At 42.7% G+C, this 21,526-nt stretch carries 27 protein-coding genes; 8 read left to right on the forward strand and 19 right to left on the reverse strand.

The window, feature by feature from the left end:
* Nucleotides 1-563 (forward strand): RNA-guided endonuclease InsQ/TnpB family protein (locus IQ263_RS23160; RefSeq protein WP_194070496.1); only part of this gene is annotated, 563 nt, incomplete at its 5' end.
* Between the two features lie 287 nt (nucleotides 564-850).
* Here IQ263_RS23160 and IQ263_RS23165 read toward each other — a convergent pair.
* The 10 genes from IQ263_RS23165 to era all read right to left on the reverse strand — a co-directional run bounded on the left by IQ263_RS23165 (nucleotide 851) and on the right by era (nucleotide 6,415).
* Entirely contained in the window at nucleotides 851-1,273 is a 423-nt protein-coding gene (locus IQ263_RS23165; RefSeq protein ID WP_194070497.1) for an aspartyl protease family protein, read from the reverse strand.
* The gene (locus IQ263_RS23170) at nucleotides 1,266-1,487 is read right to left on the reverse strand and encodes a hypothetical protein (RefSeq protein WP_194070498.1); all 222 of its coding nucleotides are present in this window, start codon (nucleotides 1,485-1,487) and stop codon (nucleotides 1,266-1,268) included. Before IQ263_RS23170 ends, IQ263_RS23165 begins: the two co-directional genes overlap by 8 nt.
* 302 nt (nucleotides 1,488-1,789) lie before the next feature.
* Nucleotides 1,790-2,236, reverse strand: a complete 447-nt coding sequence (locus tag IQ263_RS23175; RefSeq protein WP_194070499.1) for a hypothetical protein — start codon at nucleotides 2,234-2,236, stop codon at nucleotides 1,790-1,792.
* A complete protein-coding gene (locus IQ263_RS23180) occupies nucleotides 2,236-2,583 on the reverse strand; it encodes a hypothetical protein (RefSeq protein ID WP_194070500.1) in 348 nt (115 codons plus the stop codon). Before IQ263_RS23180 ends, IQ263_RS23175 begins: the two co-directional genes overlap by 1 nt.
* A 21-nt stretch (nucleotides 2,584-2,604) precedes the next feature.
* Nucleotides 2,605-2,964, reverse strand: coding sequence for a hypothetical protein (locus IQ263_RS23185; RefSeq protein WP_194070501.1), 360 nt, complete (start codon nucleotides 2,962-2,964; stop codon nucleotides 2,605-2,607).
* A gap of 553 nt (nucleotides 2,965-3,517) precedes the next feature.
* Nucleotides 3,518-3,850 (reverse strand): DUF5615 family PIN-like protein, encoded by a 333-nt coding sequence (locus tag IQ263_RS23190; protein ID WP_194070502.1) that lies wholly within the window; start codon nucleotides 3,848-3,850, stop codon nucleotides 3,518-3,520.
* The gene (locus IQ263_RS23195) at nucleotides 3,847-4,077 is read right to left on the reverse strand and encodes a DUF433 domain-containing protein (protein ID WP_006634608.1); all 231 of its coding nucleotides are present in this window, start codon (nucleotides 4,075-4,077) and stop codon (nucleotides 3,847-3,849) included. The genes IQ263_RS23190 and IQ263_RS23195 overlap by 4 nt, the downstream gene beginning before the upstream one ends.
* A gap of 71 nt (nucleotides 4,078-4,148) precedes the next feature.
* Nucleotides 4,149-4,727 (reverse strand): Uma2 family endonuclease, encoded by a 579-nt coding sequence (locus IQ263_RS23200; RefSeq protein ID WP_194070503.1) that lies wholly within the window; start codon nucleotides 4,725-4,727, stop codon nucleotides 4,149-4,151.
* A 32-nt stretch (nucleotides 4,728-4,759) separates the two neighbouring features.
* Complete coding sequence (locus tag IQ263_RS23205) at nucleotides 4,760-5,344, reverse strand: Uma2 family endonuclease (RefSeq protein WP_194070504.1); 585 nt, start codon at nucleotides 5,342-5,344, stop codon at nucleotides 4,760-4,762.
* A gap of 159 nt (nucleotides 5,345-5,503) precedes the next feature.
* Entirely contained in the window at nucleotides 5,504-6,415 is a 912-nt protein-coding gene (gene era / locus IQ263_RS23210; protein WP_228042427.1) for a GTPase Era, read from the reverse strand.
* Nucleotides 6,416-6,924: 509 nt separating this feature from the next.
* Between era and IQ263_RS23215 the strand changes: the two genes are divergently transcribed.
* Entirely contained in the window at nucleotides 6,925-7,344 is a 420-nt protein-coding gene (locus tag IQ263_RS23215) for a hypothetical protein (RefSeq protein ID WP_194070505.1), read from the forward strand.
* 255 nt (nucleotides 7,345-7,599) lie between these two features.
* Here the strand turns inward: IQ263_RS23215 and IQ263_RS23220 are convergent, their stop codons facing one another.
* Nucleotides 7,600-7,857: a hypothetical protein gene (locus tag IQ263_RS23220; protein WP_194070506.1), complete on the reverse strand. Its 258-nt coding sequence runs from the start codon at nucleotides 7,855-7,857 to the stop codon at nucleotides 7,600-7,602.
* Between the two features lie 87 nt (nucleotides 7,858-7,944).
* A complete protein-coding gene (locus IQ263_RS28865) occupies nucleotides 7,945-8,100 on the reverse strand; it encodes a hypothetical protein (RefSeq protein ID WP_228050293.1) in 156 nt (51 codons plus the stop codon).
* A 204-nt stretch (nucleotides 8,101-8,304) separates the two neighbouring features.
* Between IQ263_RS28865 and IQ263_RS23225 the strand changes: the two genes are divergently transcribed.
* From IQ263_RS23225 to IQ263_RS23235, 3 genes are all read left to right on the forward strand, one after another.
* Nucleotides 8,305-8,862: an NUDIX hydrolase gene (locus IQ263_RS23225; protein WP_194070507.1), complete on the forward strand. Its 558-nt coding sequence runs from the start codon at nucleotides 8,305-8,307 to the stop codon at nucleotides 8,860-8,862.
* Nucleotides 8,863-8,943: 81 nt separating this feature from the next.
* Nucleotides 8,944-9,702 (forward strand): ATP-binding cassette domain-containing protein, encoded by a 759-nt coding sequence (locus tag IQ263_RS23230; protein ID WP_194070508.1) that lies wholly within the window; start codon nucleotides 8,944-8,946, stop codon nucleotides 9,700-9,702.
* Between the two features lie 143 nt (nucleotides 9,703-9,845).
* Entirely contained in the window at nucleotides 9,846-10,490 is a 645-nt protein-coding gene (locus IQ263_RS23235) for an ABC transporter permease (protein ID WP_194070509.1), read from the forward strand.
* A gap of 17 nt (nucleotides 10,491-10,507) precedes the next feature.
* Here the strand turns inward: IQ263_RS23235 and IQ263_RS23240 are convergent, their stop codons facing one another.
* Nucleotides 10,508-11,119 carry a DUF1802 family protein gene (locus IQ263_RS23240; RefSeq protein WP_194070510.1) on the reverse strand — a complete coding sequence of 204 codons (612 nt, stop codon included), beginning with the start codon at nucleotides 11,117-11,119 and terminating at the stop codon, nucleotides 10,508-10,510.
* Between the two features lie 125 nt (nucleotides 11,120-11,244).
* On the opposite strand from IQ263_RS23240, the gene IQ263_RS23245 reads away from it, so the two are divergent.
* Complete coding sequence (locus tag IQ263_RS23245) at nucleotides 11,245-12,204, forward strand: aldo/keto reductase (protein WP_194070511.1); 960 nt, start codon at nucleotides 11,245-11,247, stop codon at nucleotides 12,202-12,204.
* A 262-nt stretch (nucleotides 12,205-12,466) separates the two neighbouring features.
* Nucleotides 12,467-14,338 (forward strand): serine/threonine-protein kinase, encoded by a 1,872-nt coding sequence (locus IQ263_RS23250; protein ID WP_194070512.1) that lies wholly within the window; start codon nucleotides 12,467-12,469, stop codon nucleotides 14,336-14,338.
* Nucleotides 14,339-14,492: 154 nt separating this feature from the next.
* Here the strand turns inward: IQ263_RS23250 and IQ263_RS23255 are convergent, their stop codons facing one another.
* Together IQ263_RS23255 and IQ263_RS23260 are read right to left on the reverse strand one after the other, a co-directional pair.
* Entirely contained in the window at nucleotides 14,493-15,134 is a 642-nt protein-coding gene (locus tag IQ263_RS23255) for a Uma2 family endonuclease (RefSeq protein WP_194070513.1), read from the reverse strand.
* A 96-nt stretch (nucleotides 15,135-15,230) separates the two neighbouring features.
* Nucleotides 15,231-15,737: a helix-turn-helix domain-containing protein gene (locus tag IQ263_RS23260; protein ID WP_194070514.1), complete on the reverse strand. Its 507-nt coding sequence runs from the start codon at nucleotides 15,735-15,737 to the stop codon at nucleotides 15,231-15,233.
* 258 nt (nucleotides 15,738-15,995) lie between these two features.
* On the opposite strand from IQ263_RS23260, the gene IQ263_RS23265 reads away from it, so the two are divergent.
* Complete coding sequence (locus IQ263_RS23265; RefSeq protein ID WP_194070515.1) at nucleotides 15,996-17,240, forward strand: SGNH/GDSL hydrolase family protein; 1,245 nt, start codon at nucleotides 15,996-15,998, stop codon at nucleotides 17,238-17,240.
* 98 nt (nucleotides 17,241-17,338) lie between these two features.
* Here the strand turns inward: IQ263_RS23265 and IQ263_RS23270 are convergent, their stop codons facing one another.
* The 4 genes from IQ263_RS23270 to IQ263_RS23285 form a co-directional block, all read right to left on the reverse strand.
* Complete coding sequence (locus IQ263_RS23270; protein WP_194070516.1) at nucleotides 17,339-18,274, reverse strand: branched-chain amino acid ABC transporter permease; 936 nt, start codon at nucleotides 18,272-18,274, stop codon at nucleotides 17,339-17,341.
* A 36-nt stretch (nucleotides 18,275-18,310) separates the two neighbouring features.
* The gene (locus IQ263_RS23275) at nucleotides 18,311-18,880 is read right to left on the reverse strand and encodes a GNAT family N-acetyltransferase (protein WP_194070517.1); all 570 of its coding nucleotides are present in this window, start codon (nucleotides 18,878-18,880) and stop codon (nucleotides 18,311-18,313) included.
* Between the two features lie 47 nt (nucleotides 18,881-18,927).
* Nucleotides 18,928-19,878: a branched-chain amino acid ABC transporter permease gene (locus tag IQ263_RS23280; RefSeq protein WP_194070518.1), complete on the reverse strand. Its 951-nt coding sequence runs from the start codon at nucleotides 19,876-19,878 to the stop codon at nucleotides 18,928-18,930.
* A 70-nt stretch (nucleotides 19,879-19,948) separates the two neighbouring features.
* On the reverse strand, nucleotides 19,949-21,205 hold the full coding sequence (locus tag IQ263_RS23285; RefSeq protein WP_194070519.1) for an ABC transporter substrate-binding protein: 1,257 nt from the start codon (nucleotides 21,203-21,205) through the stop codon (nucleotides 19,949-19,951).
* Nucleotides 21,206-21,526: the final 321 nt, after the last annotated feature.

Raw genomic sequence — 21,526 nt, forward strand, 5'->3', positions numbered from 1 at the left:
GCAATGCAAGTGTTGTAGGAGTTGACCTCGGCATTAAAGCATTAGCCACTATCTCAACAGGTGAAGTAATTTTGGGTGCAAAGTCCTACAATAAATATGCAGCCAAACTGTCAAGAATGCAATGGTTAAACCGCCATAAACTTATCGGTTCAAGTAACTGGAAAAAAGCGCAAATCAAGATTGCTAGACTGCACAATAAAATAGCCAACATCCGCAAAGATACTTTGCACAAGCTAACGACACTACTCGCCAAAAACCACGGTGTAATTGTCGTAGAGGACTTAAATGTATCAGGGATGATGGCTAATCATAAACTAGCCACGTCTATCGCTGACATGAGCTTTTTCGAGTTTCGTCGCCAGTTAACCTATAAATGCGAGTTGTACGGTTCAAAGCTGGTAATTGCTGACCGTTGGTTCCCATCCAGCAAAACCTGCTCTAACTGTGGAACTAAAAAAGAAACACTCAGTTTATCGGAGCGAGTGTTTGAATGCAGTCATTGCGGCTTAGTTATTGACCGCGATTTGAACGCAGCAATTAATTTGTCAAAAACCGTCAGTTAGACGGGGATAGCCTGCGGACTGGTGAGTGCCGACACTGCCAGAATGAAACAGGAAGTAAGGTTCAAAGTCCAGCTTTGTATAAAGCTGGGTAGCTTTGGGTAAGTCTTATGTAACGGATTTTGATTTCTTTATCTGTTGATAAATCGTAAAATAAAGCAGCAATTAGTGTTGGTAATGTAGGGCGATATTTATCCACCGGAATCCTTAATTCTCGATCGAGATTCCGAATCATCTCCAAAGTCAGGCAGCATTTACGAGATAACGGTATAGTTGGAGTGTCTTCATTTCTATTCACTCTGCTTAGGACGGATTTCAAATTCTGAACGTGCCCGGAAGAAACAGACATCAAACTCGAAGAAGAAATTAGCTTGCCCCAAAATCAAAGGTACATTGGTTGCTTGTGTCCAGGCAAATGCCAGGTTAAGCGTTGGGAATGAACTAACTCGAGCGTTGACAACGACTGCGCGGGCTTCAAATCGAGCCAAATTCCCAGCCAATAGGATTGAGAGTGTCTCATTTTCCCAGACTAAGCCCAGTTGTAGCCCTAACTCGTAGGGCAAAACATTAACGCTTGCACCTGTATCTAGTAAGCCCTCAGCGTTTAAGGATTGACCGTTCAGGCTGAGTGTCAATGGCAGATACGGCATTCGATCGACCATGCCAAGACTGCTGTCAATGATTTTGTAGGGAAATCTCTGAGCGTCAACCATTCTGTTCTTGTTGTTTTGTCGTCAGAAGATTCATTAAAACATTGGCAGCCTCAGAGCAATTGTAAGGCGACCAGACCGGATACTCTCGATCGGCAACAAAAAAGTTTGTTGCATCTTCTTCTTTGACCAGTTCTGTTGCCAGAAACTGCATCAGCCGAAGCTTGTCAATTTTTGAAAGTTCCTGGATCTGTGACATTAGTTCAGCCAATGGCATTTGAGAATCTCCTCGTTCGAGGTTTGGCGAAAAGATTGGATCTACTAGCTTGTTGCATGGTGCGCGATCGAAGCGTGTCTATTTATTCTACCAAGTTTCTGTAGGTCAAGCTCTCGATCGAGCTTCCGAATTATCTCCAAGGTCAGGCAGCGTTTGCGAGATAACGGTTCGCTTGAGCGGCTGCAAATAACTCTCGCAATCTATCCAAACCTTCTGTCAGTCCGCTCCAAGCGACTTGTTATACGGCTCAATCTCCCAGTAAAATAACGACCATATTAGGAGCAGTTCATTTCTATCTAAGACTAAAAGATAGCTACAAACAAAAGCTTCTTCTCAAAAAGATTAGAGAGACAGTCGTAGTCTTTAGCTATCCCAGTAGTTTTCTTCAGTTTTTCCTCTAATTCTTGTTTGTCTTCGTTTATTGTATCCCTGATAAAAGATTCAGTAAGCGTCTGAATACCGCTCCATATCTGATGATCCATCATAAAAAAAGTAGTTTTTTTAGGATCAAAGAGTACATATTTAAGATTCTTGGTATCCTCTGGAACTATTTTTTCAAGCTGAGCTAAGTTAATCCGAAGGTAATTAAGCTGAACTTTCTCAAAGTAATTTTCGACATACTCAGATGAGTGGATCTCAGTTCCTCTTAAAAGGCTCTTAAGAGCCTCATACAAACTTTCATATGTAAAACCTTGTGTAACTTCTTCAGAGAAAATTTTTGTTTGCCAGAATTGTAGTTTTTGAGACATTAGCCCATCCACACTGCTTTAATATAATCTACGAGTGACTGCATATCACGAATTTTTTCCAGTTTCTGAATCAGCTTTTGCATATCGACACGATCGTAAAAGTCAATATCAACGTCACCTCTGTAGGAGTTTTTGAGTTTGTCTAGTTCCCGCCTTGCTTCATTGCTGATCAGGTTCACAGGAAAAACATAATAATAACCGCTTGGCTTTCCTTCATACAGCCATCTATTCTCAAGATCTGCAATTTCTGCCCTAAGATAAGTTACATCAATTGCTCCACCAGGATCGGTATAGGAGGATTTACACTCCCAAACGTAACTACCAACCTTGAATACTTCAGATTTCATGAATGATTACCTCTGAGTGTTCTAACGGAGTCTTCTATAATGAGCATCGATTATCACAGTTTTTCCGGATTTATAAACCCTTGTATGCTCTCTAACAACTGTGATGTTTCCTGCAAGTAGATCTTTGATTAAGTTATTTGCTTCTTCACTGTAGATAACGAAATCTGCTCCTGGCTCATTAGGGCGTAAGTTGTCCTCGTAATCAATTCCAGGCTTCATGCCGAATTGATCCATCAAGTCTCTTAGCATGGACTTGAAGTTGGCATCTACAACCTTCCCCTTGTCTTTTGCATCTAACTTACAAAATTCATCAATTGATTGCAAAGCCAGAAAAAAGGCATTTTTAACAGATTGAATAGAATCTTTGATATAGAAAATCATTCCTATCTTCCTCCTAAGTTAGCCTACTTATTTAACACGGATTGTATTTGGCAATATTACTTTGCCAAAATAATATCTTTGAGAGCTAACTGATCCACTATTCAGGCTTCCCAAAGAGCAGGGGGATTAAACAGTCAGTTCAAATTATTTTCTAGGTTTTGTGAATTTTAGGGTCAATGCCGTATAACGATCGAGTTCAACTGCGCGCGATCGCCTCTCAACGAAGCTAACAATCTTAAATTCGCGTCAGTTGCAACGACTAGATTTACCGAAGCACCCCATACAAGAAACCTCGAGCTTTTGCCGATAGATCACCCTGCTGCAGATAAATTTTATAATTGTATCGCAGTTGCGGTACAATACTGAATATAGTCGAATAATACCACAAATTACGGATAAATGTCAACCCATTCTTACTCCCCATCGGAATCTTCTTTCCTCGATCGAGTTCGCCGCACAATTCAACTTAAACACTTAAGCCGTCGCACTGAAAAAAGCTATCTTTATTATCTTTGAGATTAGAGTCGATCGCACACTTTCGGCGATCGGTCTATTATGATAAAGCAAGCAGCGATAAAGTCTCATCTTCATAAAATAATTCGATCGCGTTGAACTCCCGACGCAGCAAATTTTCAATTTGCAATGTCGAACAGTTTCCAAGTCGAAGCCAAATAACTTTCGGTGGATTCCCAAATACTAAGCTCAGGTCGTGCATATCCGCGTCTTTCGAGACAATCATCAAATTATTGTCTTTTGCATAATCCCAAACTATTGGGTCGATCGTTGCTTTCATTCCCACATCTCGAACGTGAAGCGAATTTGGGAAAATATCGCTCAAACGATTCGGCAACTTGGGCGACAAATTTTCATCAAAAAGTAATTTCATGCCGATAAGGTCGCGGTCATAAACCGACGCTCGCGGTCAGCAGCATAAGCAATGCAGGCTTTTAAATCTTCTCGCGTCAGATCGGGGAAATCGTCGAGAATTTCTGCTTCGGTCATCTCGGAAGCCAGGTACTCAAGCACTTCATAAACCGTAATTCGCAAGCCGCGTACACAAGGCTTACCACCGCGTTTATTTGCCTCGATCGTGATGTGGTTTCGGTAGTTCATAAGAAACACTCGGTAATACTATTTTTCTGTGAAGCTACATAGAATGTATCCTCATAAATCCATTTATAAATTCAAGATTTCTGCTCGAAAACAATTTCTTCATAGAATTGCTCGATCGCCAAACTCAACCCAATACTTTTAAGCTCAACGCGATCGCCCGCTCGATAGCTCAGAATCAACCAATCCCCCGCATCATTTCTGTGATAAATATCGATCGCCATCTCATCAGAACTCACCAACACATAATCAATTAAATTCGGGTTGCGGCGATATTTTTCAAACTTCTTGCCTCGGTCGTAAGCCTCGGTACTATCCGATAAAACCTCAACGATTAAGCAGGGATAGGTAATATATTGAGGGCTAGAATTATCTCGCCGATCGCAAGTGACACTCAGATCGGGATAGGTATAGTTGCGAGTATTGAGAATATTAACCTTTAAATCCGAATTAAAAACTCTACATTGATTTCCTCGCAAGTGAGATCTAATCGATAATAAGAAATTGATAGCGATCGCACTATGATTTTGCGTACCCCCACTCATCGCATATACGCGACCATCGATTAGCTCATGTTTTTCTAATTGTTGCTCCTCCCAAGCAAAATACTCTTCAGGCGTAAAGTACCGCTCCTGCTCTCTAGCTGCAATCATAACAATCTCCTAATTTAATCGCTCTATCAATTTTAAGCTGTTGTTTCTGGAGTAAGGTCGAGGTTGCGATAGACTTGTTCGATCGCAAAACTGAGATTGATGCTTTTGAGTTCTATAGTGTCGCCTGCTTGGTAGTTAATAATGAGCCATTCACCAGCATCATTTTTATGATACAAGTCCATTTCGATACTGGTGGAACTGACTAATAAATAATCTTGTAAGACTGGATTTTTGCGATACATTCTAAATTTGCCACCTCTGTCATAGGATTCGGTGCTGGGAGAGAGAACTTCCACGATTAAGCAGGGGTAAGTAATGTATTGGGTTGTGGTTTTATCGCGATCGTCGCACGTTATACTTGCATCGGGGTAGATGTAGTTTTTGGTTCCAATGACGTTGACTCTCAAATCGGAGTTTCCGGTTTCGCAACTGCTGTTTTCTAGATGATTCGAGAATAGGGTTGTGAGTCTGACGGCAATGCGGCTATGGTTTACGCTGCCGCCACTCATGGCGTAGACTTGACCGTCGATATACTCATGCTTTTCTAGCTGCTTTTCTTCCCAGGCAAAGTATTCTTCTGGGGTTATTTGAGGAAAGTTTTCTTTTCCGGCAATCATTGTTTTAGGTAATGAGTGGTAGGTAATAGGTAATGGAGTTTATTTATATTCCCTATTTTAGTCTCACACAAACATTTTTTGCAGAAAGCCTTTTTAGAATAATTTGGACAGTTTTTAAAGAGGGATGCGATCGCGAACATCCCGCAAACCACCAAAGTTTTATTCTTCCACGCGATAGCCCAATTCTGCCAAACGGGTGCGGGACTGCCGCCACTTCGGCTGCACCTTGACAAATAACTCTAAATACACTTTGCCTTCAATTAACTTTTGAATCTGTTCGCGGGCCGCGCTGCCGATCGACTTCAGCATACTGCCGCTCTTACCGATTAAAATACCTTTTTGGGAATCCCGTTCGACGTGAATTGTCGCCAGAATTCGCGTAATTTTCGCTTCTTCTTGAACGATGTCGATCGCGATTGCTACGGAATGCGGCACTTCTTCCCGCGTCAGCAGCAAAATCTGTTCCCGAATCAATTCGCCCATAATAAAGCGTTCCGGCTGGTCAGTCACCAAATCGGGCGGATAATAGTAAGGCCCAACCTCCAGATGTTCGATTAACAATTGTTGCAGCGGTTCGACACCCTCGCCCGTAAGCGCCGAGAACTTGACGACTGGCCACTCAGGATTGACAATTTGCTCGTAAGTGCGATCGATCAACACGGAATCCTCCGGTTGTTCGTCCAACTTATTCATCCCCAAAATCACCGGAATTTTGCAATTGCTGAGAATTTCGATAATATATCGATCGCCCCCACCCGATTCCACCGAACCATCCACCACAAACAGCACCACATCCACAGACTGAATCGCGGTGCGGGCATTCTGCACCAAAACCTTACCCAATTGGTGGTGCGGCTTGTGAATTCCGGGAGTATCGACAAAAATAATTTGTGCTTCAGGTGTCGTCAGGATGCCCCGCAGCCTGTTGCGCGTCGTCTGAGACACCGGCGAAGTAATCGCAATTTTCTGCCCCACCAACTGATTCATCAGCGTGGATTTGCCGACATTCGGCCGCCCGATAATACCCACAAAGCCCGATTTGTAACCCGCAGGAGCCGCGGGAACACCCATGATTTCCGATAAGTCTATAATCTTGCTATCTTCCACTAAATTCACCTATTTTCAAGCCCCTTCTCTGCCTATTGTCGCTTGAAAACACTCAAACGCCCATCGATGCACTGTAGCATCTTTCTCGTCCTGGTATAGCGCGTAACACTCAAAGGGCGATCGAGCTGCTGGGACAGTGTTAAGATGTGATGTGCGATCGGCAAAACTTGATATCTGAGACAAAATTTGATAAAGTTCCCATAACAACAATCAAAAATCAATCATTCTGGTCAAATCGAGTCTCCCATACTGTAACAACTTCAGATGTGTAAATGTCTTACTCAACTGAAACCATTTTACAGTTTGTCAGGCAAACCAGTTTTCACATTTTTGAGGATGTATATTAAAAAATTAGGTGGGTCAAACTTCAGATAAAAAGCTCATTAGCATCATATTTTTGATAAATATAAGCTAATGTTTTTGGAGCCTATCTAATTAGTGCTAATCGTCATACAGTTGAGGAGATGAATCGGATGAAATCGAAATTATTTTGGAGTTGCTGCACCGTCTTGGTAGCAAGCTTGCCTATTCCAGCCTTCGCTCAAACAACCCCCGAAGCAAGTATTGACTACAAGGGTGGCTCGATGAATTACCAGATAGTACCTGGCAAAATACCTGACAGAACCTTGCCAAAAAACTTTGACTTTCCAATTATTACGAATGTTGCTACAGACACTAGCATCACCACGGATCACATAATTACCGATCAGTTTCGCGCACCAGCGACTCGTACAGAATACACCAGCGCTCTCACCGCCTGGTCAGAATCAATCAAAGAATGTCTGGGTAAACAGCCCCGCTTGATTCGAGCCAGCACCAAAAACCCGATTATGATTAATGGCAGAGTAGGCACCATTGTCAGAAACGCCAATAACCGTGCTGTTTGCAAATAAGCGAGTAAGTTCCGCTGTCTGAAGACAAAAACTAGAGAGTGTTTTTGCACAAAACAAAAAGAGCAATAGGTTTTCTACTGCTCTTTTTGTTGTCAAAATTTTAATTAATTGGTTTGTAGTGAAAACTCTAGTCCTGCTTAATCCTTGAGGACTGAAGTCTTCACTACAAACGAGATAATTCCGAAAAGACCTGGTTTTTTCCAAAAATATGCTTTGAAGCCTGAAAGATATGGATTTCCACACTTTAATTTTTGATTAAGTAGCGCAAAATTCATTCGTATTCAGCAAAATTTCCCCATGATCGGGAATCCAAGCTAGCCACTTGTCCTCGGAGTGCTGACACAACAGCCGCGCTTCGTCAAAACTAAATGCTGTTGGGGGATTGAACAATCTTACCCACAGGTTAGGAGCCAATTTTGGTGCAGGTACGGCGCAGCCGAATCTTTCCCGATCGCGATCGCTCGTGATGCCGGCTGGCGGTTGCCAAGTACGAATATCTGTTTGCAGTTGCATAATTACTCCTGTCTGTCGAGCTAAGAGTCTGCACTCTTTGCGGGGTTTTAACAACCCAGAGCTGCAGATAAATTTTGATTATGTAGTCTATGTTACTGAATTATCAGGGTGAACGTGCAGTTTGTTGCAAAAATTTACAATCGAGAGGGCAAAAGTGGCTCTAAGGTCGAAAGGTCGATCGCCCAAATAGCCGATCGACCTTTCGACTACCATAGCCAACAACCTCTGATTTATAGCAACCATAGCCAACGCTTAGGATATTCTTAATTATTTTTTGCCTGTTCCCTATTCCTTCTGCCTTCTGCCTTCTGCCTGATGACGTTGGACGTTGGACGGAAAGCTCAGGGGGACAGCACTAACAACTAATAACTAATAACCAATAACTAATAACTCATAACCAATAACCACTAACCAATAACTAATAACTAACAACTAACAACTAACAACATGAACCAAAACCAAAAATCCCACTGGAAAACCCTAGATCGCTTTGTAGAAATCAACTCTCATTGGGTAAAGCTAATCGCCGAACATCTCGAAACTACCGAAGGAAAAATAGTAGAATATTGGCGAGTAGAAAGAGCAGATTCAGTTGTAATTTTGACTGTTCAAGCTGACAAATTGTTGTTTCCCTCACCGACGTATCGCCCCGGCGTAGCATCCGCCACCCTCGATTTTCCCGGCGGTCGCGTACCAGAAGCAGTAACGCCAGTAGCGGCAGTTCCAGCTATAATCAAAAAAGAATTAGGCGTGACAGAAAGTGCGATCGCCCGCATCCAACCCCTCAACACCACAGGCTGGGCCATCAACAGTTCATTCTCCAATCAAAAACTCTACGGTTTTGTGGCAGAATTGCACCCGACAGCCACAGTCAACCCCGAACTTCTCGGCGCTGTATATCCTGTCACCCCCGACGGCATTCGAGACTTGCTCAAAAAATTAACTTGCCTCCAATGTCGAGCCTTGTTGCTAGAATGGCAAAACCACAACAATTTTAGATTTTAGATTTGGGATTTTAGATTTTAAATTGTTCCGCGACGCTAGCCGATTGACGATTTATTATAACCAACATCACCGAAATTAATCATGGCTGTCAATAATCATGAAGTTGCTGTCGAATGCCTTGAAGTCACATACCGTCTCAACCGCAGGCATTTAGTAGAAAAAATCAATTTTCAAGTGCTCCAAGGAGAAGTTTTAGTATTGCTGGGACGCAGCGGTAGCGGCAAAACTACTACCATGAAATTGATTAACAATTTACTCGCACCAACTAGCGGTGAAGTGCTTGTCATGGGAAAAGCGACAACTGAATGGAACCCAATTCAACTGCGGCGAAAAATTGGCTATGTAATTCAAGAAATCGGTTTGTTTCCCCATTTTACCGTCGAGCAAAATGTCGGTTTAGTCCCGAAATTGGAAGGTTGGGAGCGATCGCGTATTCAATCTCGCGTCCGCCAACTGTTAGAATTAGTCAACCTCGATCCGCAGCACTTCGCCAAACGTTATCCCCATCAGTTATCTGGCGGACAGCGGCAGCGCGTGGGTGTCGCCAGAGCCCTGGCCGCTGACCCTCCACTGCTGTTAATGGACGAACCGTTTGGCGCTTTAGACCCCATTACTCGCCTGGAATTGCAGCGAGAATTCGGTCAATTGCAGCAGCAACTCGACAAAACTGTGATTTTTGTGACTCACAGCATTCAAGAAGCTTTTTTGTTAGCTTCTAAAATTGGTTTGATGCAGGATGGACGATTGGTTGAATTGGGCTCGCCGGATGATTTTCTAAAATCTCAGCATCCAGAAGCTTTGGCATTTATTGAATGTTTCCAATTACCTGGAACTGGGTAAAATTATGTTTGCATTTCTCGTTTTTAGTATAGGCGGGGCGGGTTTTTTAAGCTGATGGCGGGGAATTAAAGATATGGGCGAACCCGCCCCTACGAGACATTTGATTATAACACAATAATAAATTAACAATTACCAATTACCCAATGATAGAATTTCTAAATCGGTACGGTACGGAGATAATTCAGCGCGTACTCGAACACTTATATTTAGTAACTGTGGCAATTTCGATCGCAATTATTGTCGGGATTCCCCTCGGTATTTTAGTAACGAGAAAACCCCACTTGAAAAAGCCGATTTTGGGATTTGCAAATATTATGCAAACAATTCCCAGTTTAGCTTTGTTTGGCTTGCTCATTCCGATGCCCGTTGTGGGAGGAATAGGCGATCGCACCGCAATCATCGCCCTCACACTTTATTCCCTACTGCCCATTATCCGCAACACTTATACCGGGATTGTCGGTGTCGATCCGGCGATCGTAGCAGCCGGGAGAGGTATGGGAATGACGGATCTGCAACTTTTATGGCAAGTAGAACTTCCCCTAGCGCTGGGCGTAATTTTGGCGGGAGTACGAGTTGCTGCGGTAATTGCGATCGGGCTAGCAACGATCGCCGCTGCAATTGGTGCCGGCGGCTTGGGCGTGTTTATTTTTCGCGGCGTTGCTACAGTCAACAATCAGTTACTTTTAGCTGGGGCAATTCCGTCAGCTTTAATGGCATTAGCAGCAGATTTTGGGCTGGGTTTAGTAGAAATACGCCTCTCGAAAAGTACATTAAAAAGTATTAATTAAGACTGAAGTCGGAACGATCAAATCGTCAGTTGTGTGATTTTCTGCGAACCAGAAGCATTCGGAGGATTCGCCATCAGATTGCGGATTTCATTTGAACGTTCAAGGTATTCTCGATTACATAAAACAGCTTCGCTTCCTTCCAGGGAAATAGGACTAGCCAAATCTATCCAAGAACGGCAACCGCCGTAGGCAGAAATGTACGGAATTTCTAGATTTTGGGCTAATCGATAAGCCCGCAGTAGTAAAATATAAATTGGCTGATTTTGTTTCCATTTCAGGCGGTCGCCGACAAATTTTTCATTCCAGATATGGTAAGGAAAAAGCGCCGTAATTGCAGGTTCCCAAGCAACCAAAAAAACATCGGTAATCTCAGCCCAACTGCTAATTTTAATAAATTCTGGATGCCAACCAGATTCTACCGTTTTTACCTGACTCGCAAAATCTGGCTTTAATAAATCAGGCTGTTGGTGTTCAAAAGTTGGATAAAGCAAAACCTGCTTGTCAGCAACATTAAACTGTCCTGCTTGCTCGCGAATACCTCCCTTTCGCAAGAGTACAATCGTTTTGCCCTGTTCCAAAGCATTAACCGCTACATTCCATTCTTTCAGCGCGCGAGTAGTTGATTTCATAGGATTTAGTTTGGTTTTAACCAAAGTAACAAAATCGGTAATTTACAGCAATTATAACAACTTTTTTCTGTTAAAATTAGATAGTTTGAGGGTAAATAGTAAAAATCCAAATTAGGGCTATAGCTATGGAAAAGCGACAATTGGGGATATCGGGAATTCAAATTAGCCCGATAATTATGGGGACTTGGCAAGCTGGGAAGCGGATGTGGGTGGGAATTGAGGATGCCGAAACTGTCAAAGCAATGCGCGCCGCTTTTGAGGCCGGTATTACCACCTTTGATACGGCGGAGGTTTACGGAGAAGGACATTCGGAACAAATTATCGGCAAAGCGCTTTCAGATGTGCGATCGCAAGTAGTTTATGCTAGCAAAGTTTTTGCCAACCATCTCAAACCCGATTTGGTAGTCGAGGCGTGCGATCGATCGCTAAAAAACCTCAACACCGATTATATCGACCTTTACCAAATCCACTGGCCCGCCGGGACTTGGAATTCCGAATTAGTGCCCATTGCAGAAACAATGGACGCGCTGAACAAATTAAAAGAACAGGGGAAGATTCGGGCGATCGGCGTTTCCAACTTCTCCCGCGCCCAAATAGCAGAAGCCGCCCAATACGGACGCATCGACAGCTTGCAACCGCCCTATTCTCTGTTTTGGCGCTGGGTAGAAAAACAGGCCATGTCCTACTGTGTAGAAAATAATATCTCAATCCTTGCCTACTCATCTTTAGCTCAAGGAATATTAACAGGTAAATTTGGGCCAGAACACAAATTTGAAGAAGGCGATCACCGCGCCAAAAGCAAGCTGTTTATCAAGGAAAATTACGCCAGAGTGCAAACAGCATTAAATCAACTCAGGCCAATTGCCGATCGCCACCAAACAAGCTTGGGCAATTTAGCATTAGCCTGGTTAATCGCCCAGCCGCAAACCAACGCAATTGTTGGCGCGCGCAATGCCGAACAAGCCACCGCTAATGCCAAAGCTGCCGAAGTAAAGCTGAGTCAAGAGGACTTAAAAGCAATAGACGCGATCGGGCGAACAATCACCGATAGTTTAGATGACAACCCAGTCATGTGGAACTTCTAAAATATTTAATTTCCCCAGGTTCGTAGTGAGGACTGAATTCCTTATTTCCCCAACTCGAAAAAGATAACTAAAGTCCTCACTAAAAACCAAATTTGGTATTTTATGTTAATTTTTAAATGTTCGTAATGAGGACTGAAGTCTCTCTTTATCTAGGATAAAATGACTAAAATCCTCACTACAAGCCAAATTATCTAGACTCTGGAAACAGGTATAATATTTACTGCCTGATACAAATAATCTAAAATTCAAAATCTAAAATCGAATGAGTTATTGCCTAAACCCCAACTGTTCCAAGCCCGAAAACCCGGATACAGCCAAAATTTGCCGAAATTGCCGGTCAAAACTGCTGTTGCGCGACAGATATCGGGCCATAAAGGCGATCGGACAAGGAGGTTTTGGCAGAACATTACTCGCCGTTGACGAAGACAAACCATCAAAACCCCGCTGCGTTATCAAACAATTCTTACCCCCAGAAACCCCACTCATCCCATCAGCCAGCAATCGCAATAGCAAAAAAGCAGCCGAACTTTTTGAACAAGAAGCAATGCGATTAGACGAATTAGGGAAACATCCTCAAATTCCCGAACTCTTAGCATATTCTATCCAAGACAACCGACAATATGTAGTCCAAGAATTTATCGACGGACAAAATCTAGCACAAATTGTAGCAACAGAAGGTACGTTTACACAAACTCAAATTCAAGACTTACTCAACAGCTTATTACCCGTACTTCACTTCATCCACTCCCACAACGTAATTCACCGAGATATCAAACCCGAAAACATCATCCGCCGCGCCGACAAACAATTAGTTTTAGTAGACTTTGGTGCAGCAAAAATAGCTACAGGTACAGCTTTACTCAAAACAGGAACTAGCATCGGTAGCCCCGAATACATCGCCCCAGAACAAGCCAGAGGCAAAGCATTTTTTACCAGTGATTTGTACAGTTTAGGCGTAACTTGCCTGTATTTGCTAACTCAAGTTTCTCCCTTTGATCTCTTCGATCCGGGCGAAGATGCCTGGATTTGGCGGCAATATTTGGCAAACAATCCGGTGAGTGAAGAAACAGGCAAAATCTTAGACCAATTGATTGAAAATGCTACGAACCGTCGCTATCAAACTGCTGTTGAAGTCTTAACTCAACTGAATCCAGAAGCAGCTAGTAAACTCACCATTCCTCAAACAATTACCAAAGCAGTCAAACCTGCCGCCAATCCCAATCCGCCCCCTCAGCCAACTCATAACTGGCAATGTATTCACACTTTAACTGGACACAAAAATTTAATTTCCTCTGTAGCTTTCAGCCCTAACGGAGAAGTGATCGCCAGCGGTAGCGATGACAAAACAATCAAGCTTTGGCAAGTACAAGACGGGCAAGAAATAGTAACTCTCGCCGGACACACCAACTCAGTTCATACAGTAGTTTTTAGCCCCGATGGAAAGATACTTGCCAGCAGTAGCCACGACAAAACAATCAAATTTTGGCGGATGAAAGACGGGCAAGAAATCCGCACGCTTACAGGTCACAGCAACTCAGTTTATGGCTTAGTTTTCAGTCCCGACGGCGAAACTGTGGCTAGCAGCAGTTGGGACAAAACAATTAAGCTTTGGCGCGTGAAAGACGGGCAAGAAATCCGCACATTTAGCGGTCACAGTAACTTAGTTTACTGCGTCGCCTTCAGTCCTGACGGAGAAACTCTGGCTAGCAGCAGTTGGGACAGAACTATTAAGATTTGGCGAGTCAAAGATGGCAAGCTAATTCGCACGCTGACTGGTCATACAGACTGTGTGCGTTGTGTAGCTTTTAGTCCCAATGGAGAGTTTCTGGCGAGTGGCAGTCACGACAATACTATCAAAATTTGGTGGGTCAAAGATTGGCAAGAAATTTTAACAATTGCAGGTCATTCTTGGTATGTAGATTCGATCGCGTTTAGTCCCGATGGCGAAGTAATTGCCAGCAGTAGCAATCAAATTATCAAGATTTGGCGGGTAAAAAATGGTCAAGAACTTTGTAATATTTTAGGTCATACAAACTCTGTTTATTCCGTAAATTTTACCCCGGAAGGAGAGTTTTTGGCTAGCGGCAGCAGTGACAAAACTATTAAGATTTGGCAGAATATGATGTTTGTTTGATGACCCACCATCAAAATTATTTATAGTCGTTGGGCGGGGGCAGGTTTATGATAATTTTCGGTTTTAGGCAATTATTGTTGGTGAACCCTTCGGCTACGTTCAGGGCATCGCCTGCCTCTACAGGAATTACAATCCATTCACCGGACACGATGATTCAACCGTTCTCCCTCTCAATTTTTTGCCGCAACTCCCGAATTACTGTACTTGTATGGCGATCGCGCGACATTTGCCAGCATTCCTCCACAATCTCTGATACATTAAAATTGGGAAAATAACGGCTGATGGAACTTTCGACATAGCGATCGTTTTGCAAGCCGTAAATTATGAGCCTATTTTTCTTAAACAGCCACACTTCCGGCACTTGATAAGGCAAGTAATCATCCAAATTAGTGTAGCTAGTGACATCCACTTCAATTACTAGATCGGGTGGCGGTTCAACACCCCAAGCAATCCGATCTTTACCCAGAATGGCGGCGCAATTATCGATATAAAAACAATAATCTGGTTCAATCCCTCTTACCTCCGGCAAATCCATCGTAATTGGCGTAAACGCTTCATAATCTTTGCCCAAGTAATCTAGTAGAACTATTGCCACAATTGCGATAATATGAGCTTGTTTTCCGTGTACGGGTAAAGGGGACATTAATAAAATCTCTCCTGGTCGATATTTGATGCGCGGAATTGAACGATCGCCCAATTGTTCTACAAGCGCTTGGTAATCCTGCCAACTACCGGGAAATTTTATCAGTGTTCCTGGTGGCAAATGAATCTTTTCTGGGGTGACGACTGCGAACATAAAACTTATACCTCCTGACTGAATTATATGTGTTTCAACCCAGAGTCACCACTGGTTCAGATAAAGGGTTTGAGACTACAAATAAACTCATTCTTTTCAATCTACCTGCTTCACCACATCCAAGGCTAGTCCTAGCACCCCTGCAATTTGCTCATCCTTCAAGCCCAACTCCCGTAACTTACCAACCATTTCAGTTTTACCTTGATTCGTGCCGTCATGGTAGTCGGGAGTCGCAAGCTGACTTTTATATGGCGTAGGAGTGGGTAGTTCTGAGCAACCATTGATATAGTTAATTGTGTGGCTATTACCAAAATTAGTAGGGCGATCGCCAAAATTTATATTCAGATTTAATTGCCGTTCTAAAACAGATTCCAGATTACCTTTGTCAACTGGTTCACCAAAAACATTAGATAATATTTGTAAAAGCTTATAACCTACATCCTTAGCATGACCAGCCGTACAGCCATAAGTATCTGCAATATAATAATACTTTTGTCGCTTAAGTATTCCCTCTATAATTTTACGCTGCAAGTCATTTAGACGTTTGCCTGTCTTCGCGCTGAGCACTTCATCTACAAATTGCAATATATGGGCAGTGTCCATCAGTAGGGTTGTCAGAGAACTAGAGTTAGTATAGCCGACTTTTTCCGTCTTTTTCCGTCTTTTTCCGCCTTGCATCCACATTTTATAAAGACCCGTCTTTTTCCGTCTTTTTTCACTTTTCAGTTTTGGGCGATCGGTCTATGATACTCGAAAGCATAAAATTAGCTTCGCAAGAAAAACATTAATTGTCTGTAGGGATTGTCTTTTTGAGATAGTCACGGCGATTTAGACTAGACTTTTATTTATAAAAAAACTAAAATGAAAAAACTAAGTTTATGGGCGCAAAAACTCAGCCTAATTTTGGGAGGAATTATGGCTGGTGTTTTTATGGGAGAATTAGCTTTGCATCTGGGGGGAATTAAAGGTATAGAAAAACCAAGCGATCTTGCTTCTTTTGCAAGTTACACATTAGACGATCCCGCTGGTTGGTCATTGAAACCGGGTGCGTCTTTCGAGTGGCAGGGGGAAGGCGATCGCTCCTTAATTCGCGCAAATAAAGATGGTTTGCGCGATCGCGAACATACTAAAGAAAAACCACCAAAAACTTTTCGGATCGCAGTGTTGGGAGATTCCTTTGCCGAATCTTTACAAGTACCGATGGAAAATACTTTTTGGTGGAAAATGAGAAAGCAACTCAATAAACAATGTACTGCTTTAGGCGATCGGAAAGTAGAGGTAATTAATTTTGGCGTTCAGGGCTATGGGACGGATCAAGAACTAATCACTCTGCGCCATAAAGTCTGGCAATATTCTCCGGATTTAGTACTCTTAGCTTTTCTTCCTGGCAACGATATCATTAATAATTCAAAAAAACTTGAATTTTCTAAACGCAAGCCATTTTTTGTATATAATAATGGCGAATTAGTTCTAGATAATTCAGGGTTGAATATTTCACAAAGACAACATAACTATTTAGAGTTTTCATCTGTTGATTATCTTCCGACTTGGTTGGTCAATCATTCACGCATTTTGCGGTTAGTTAGACAAATAGATTTAAATAATAAGAAACGTCTAGTTGATACCATAGACAAAAAGCGCTCAGGTCATAACTTTCAAGAACCTATCGATCCAGTATGGAAAGAGGCTTGGCAAGTAACAGAAGGATTAATTACACTAATGAATCGGGAAGTCAAGACCCAAAAAGCAGATTTTATGATTTTGATTGTCAGTTCGGGAGTTCAAGTCAATCCTGAGCCTATGATGCGTCAAAGCTATGTGAAACGATTTAGAATTAAGGACTTGTATTATCCTAATCAGAGAATCAAAGCCCTTGGCGATCGCCTCAATATTACGACATTGGATACAGTCCCGCGATTGCGAGAGTATGCAGAAAAAAATAAAACTTGCGTACATGGCTTTCCCAATGCTATGCGCTGTGACGGTCATTGGAATAGTCAAGGTCATGAACAAGTTGCTCAACTTATGGCACAAAACTTATGCGATAGGTTCAAAGCAGAAGGTAAGGATTCCACCAACAATAACGCCCTAGTCAAGCAAAAGTAATATGATTCTTCTCACCTAAATAATAAAATTCTTAATAATTGTACATCATTGATATAGCCATTGATGATGATGGGGCGAAATCGTAACACTATCTGTTTTTACACAGAAGTGCGATCGCCCTTTCTAAACTTCTTCAACAACTCCGGTGTCACCAACCCTTGCGGAAAAAATATCGTCCCTACGACAATCAGCAACCCAAAAATAATTAACCGTCCATCCCGCAGAAATTGCGCCAGCCAAAGCGGCAATCCCTGAATAGTCGCCATCCCCCTCAAAACCTCCGGCAAAGCAGTAAAAACTATCCCGCCCAAAACCGACCCGACAAAAGTTCTACTACCACCAATCAACACAAAAGTTAAGTAAATAATACTAGCATCAAAAGTACCTTGACGGGCGTTCCAAGTATTGAGGAAATGCGCGCTAACCGCACCGACAACCCCTGCTAAAATAGCACCCAATGCAAAAGCCAGAACCTTATAAAAAGTCGGGTTAATGCCGATCGCATCAGCCGCCAACTCATCAGCCCGAATCGCCGCAAAAGCCCGTCCCACCCGGATGCGTTCCAGTCGGTACAGAATCGCCATACTGACCAGCAGCAAAGGCAGTACAATCCACAAATACTCGATCGACGTTGCAAACGGTTGCGGAATTCCAAAAATCCCCACAGCCCCGCCAGTAATATCCAGATTCAGGGATAAAACTCGCAGAATTTCCACAAAAGCAATAGTGGCGATCGCCAAATAAATCCCCCGCAACCGCAGCGCCGCAATACCCACCAAAATACCCAGCAACCCCGAAACAGCCCCTGCAATTATCATCTCCAATAACAGCAACGGCAGCGGAAATAAGCCACCCGTCGTTTGAAACACCGTCGTAGACAAAATCGCCGCAATATACCCGCCCAAAGCATAAAAACCGGGGCTAGCGAGAGACAATTGTCCAGTCATTAAAGGCAAATATAGTGACAATCCCAACATTGCACCCAACAACATCGAGACAATCAGAAACCCATAAGTAGTAAAAAATGTATTCATTTAATTTTAAATTTGCAATTATCCCAAAAAATCTGATTAACTTGGTTTCCAATTTGGATTGATTAAGCTAGTCTGAATATGGTCTTCCCACCGACCATTTATGAACAAATAGTCTCTGGCGTAACCTTCCACCATAAATCCCAATCGTCTCAGTAGATTACCACTGCGTTGATTGTGAGGCATATAATTTGCCATAATGCGATGTAAATTCAACTCTGCAAACACATATTGGATTGCAACTCGCACAGATTCAGTCATATAACCTTTACCTTGTTGCGATTCTGCCAGATTATATCCCAAAAAGCAGAAATGACCTGCTCCTCTTACAAAATTATCAAAATTAACGTTACCGACAATATACTCAGGATTATCCTTCTCAAAAATCCACAGCTTTAAAGATTTGTCAGACTCAAATCCTTGGCAATCTTTCTCTACTTTTTTTTGCCAATAACTTTCAGTTAAAAAATCCTCTGCCCATTGTCTGTGCCAGGGAGTAAAAAATCTTTGGTTGTCACTGTAAAAAATAATAATTTTGCAGATATCGTCTTGATTAGCCAATCGCAATAAAAGGCGATTGCTTACAATTAATGGAATTTCTAATTTCATATAATATCCATTTAGCAACTGATGTACTAGAGTTATTGCAAATAATCCTACACTTTTTGAATCAAACGCCGCCCAAACAAACCCTGCGGCCGAACCAACAGCATCATAAACAATATACCAAAAGCCACAGCATCCTTATAAGCCGAAAAATCACCCGGCACAAAAGCCTCCACCAAACCAATTACAAACCCACCCAAAACCGCCCCAGGAATACTCCCCAACCCACCCAGCACAATCACAGCCAAACCTTTCAAACCAAAAGCAATACCAAAATACGGCCCAGCAATACTCACACTAGAACCCACCAAACCCCCGGCCAAGCCCGCCAGAAAACTGCTCACAAAAAACGTCAAAATAATATATCTATCAGTATCAATTCCCAACAAACTAGAAGTGGTAGCATCTTCGGCTACCGCCTGCATTGCCTTCCCAAACTTAGTGAAATTTATTAAGTAAGTTAAAACAGCCACGATCGCAACTGATACCGCAAAAATCACTATTTGAACAGTCCGAATCGGAATAGGTTTATCTACTGTTCCGAAGTTAATTGCTGCAGGCAAATAGCCGTAAGTGTTAGCAGGAAAAGTGTAAATTTCTGCACCGACAAGATATTGAATAATATTGGCGATCGCCACTGCCGCTCCCAAACTAGAAACCACCGTCAGCAGAGGATCTGAGTTTCTGCGGCGTAAAGGCAAAAAAGCAACTCTTTCCACAATTACTCCCACCAAACCAGCCAGTGTACTACCCAAAATTAGCGCCACAGCAAAAGGCAATTGTACGGGAATTCTCGCATTAGCTAACAACCCGTTAAAACCGAAAGCGCCCCCCATCAGCGTATAGGTGAAATAAGCACCCACAGTAAAGACTGCACCGTGAGCAAAATTAATAATTCCTAGAATAGAAAACACCAGCGTGTATCCCAGTGCAAAAATAGCATACACGCTGCCGATCGACAAACCATTCAGAAATTGTTGCACAAACAGAGTTAAGTCCATCGCCAGTTAAAAAATGGGTATCAATTTAAGTCATTGAATCACAAATAAGCTCAAATTTTTCTTTCTTCGTTTATTTCAAAAACTCAAACCTACCGTTATTTCCATCCGCATCCATTTTAATCCGTGCCACATAAAAATTTTTCTGATTGATTTCACCTTCCGGCGTAAAAGAAATTTCCCCTAAAGGCGTATCGTACTTACCTATCAACAACTGCTGATTCAGCTTTGTCCGCAATTGGGCTAAAGGCTTTTCACTAATCTTAGACTGAGCATTAATTGCTTTTAATGACTCAACAAAAACTTGTACCCCAGTAAAAGCTTGAGCGCTAAACTGAGGCGGTTCTTTCTTAAATTGGGCGCGATAAGCGTCGCGCAAAGCCTTATTAACTTCATTCTGATATTCCGGGCTGTATGCTTGGGCAATCAAAACCCCATCGCAAAGAGCCTTGCAAACAGTAAATACGTTGGAAGTATTCAGACCGTTGCCCCCAATAATAACGCCTTTGTAGCCCAACTCCCGCAACTGCTTAATTAAATTACCTCCGTCTGCCGCCAACCCGGAAATAATTATCAAATCGGGCTTGACATTGATCGCATTAGTGGCTTGAGATTGGAAATCTGTATCAGTAGTCAAGAATTTTTGAACTGTTGCCAATTCCAGTCCCATCTCTTTAACTGTTTTCTGGAAAGTTTCAGTCTCAGATTTGCTAAAAGCATCATTCTGAGCAAAAAACACGGCTACTTTCTTGATATTGGGATTTTGCTTAAGGGCCGCTTTAACTGCATTAGGTGCTACCACGGCCACGGGCGCGGAGACTCTGGCGACATAATCGCCAATCTGGGGAATGCCTTTAGCTGTGTTGGAGGGTGCGAGTACGGGTACTTGGGCGCGATCGGCGATCGGATCTGCACCAAAAGCCTGTTGCGATAGAGTTGGGCCCACAATACCCACCACTTTATCCTGATTGATCAAAGTATTAAAAGCATTGATCGCCCCCTGTTCATCTCCACCCGTATCTTGTAACACCACTCTAATCGGCGTCCCATCCACACCGCCGCGATCGTTGAAATACTTTTCAGCAATTTTCGCCCCAGCCACCTGTTCCTGGCCAAGTAAGGCGACATTGCTGGTTTGCGCCACCCCAACTCCAACGGGAATAGCGGCTGAGTTCACCGCACCCGCACCCTGTGGCGAAGCTCCCGGAGATGGCGAAGTAGCTGTAGATACTGTTGTAGAGGTCTGGGGAGTGTTGGTCTGACTGCAACCAATCAGCAGTGAAGCGCAGGTAACGAATAAGGCACTAGGACGAGTAGTAGGGTTTTTCATGGGCGATCGAACATATATATATAGAACATCTGTCTGTACAGATATTCTACCCATTGGCGGAAGAGTCCCCTGAAAAAACCTTACTAATACCGATCAAAAGAAGCGATATCCGGATAACCAGAACCCGGTAATAATAGAATTGATTTGACTCAGCAGTGGAAACCCTTGCTGCCTATGACTTCCAAATCAAGCAGAAAACTTTGCAAAAAAGCTTGACAACTCAGGGGAGAGTTGATATATTAATAAAGCGCCAAAGAGAAGGCGGTTCACACCGCGGATCTAAGGCAAAAAACTGAACCTAGAAAAAAGAATAGTTTGAAA

This window comes from Tychonema sp. LEGE 06208, assembly GCF_015207505.1.
GTDB lineage: Bacteria > Cyanobacteriota > Cyanobacteriia > Cyanobacteriales > Microcoleaceae > Microcoleus.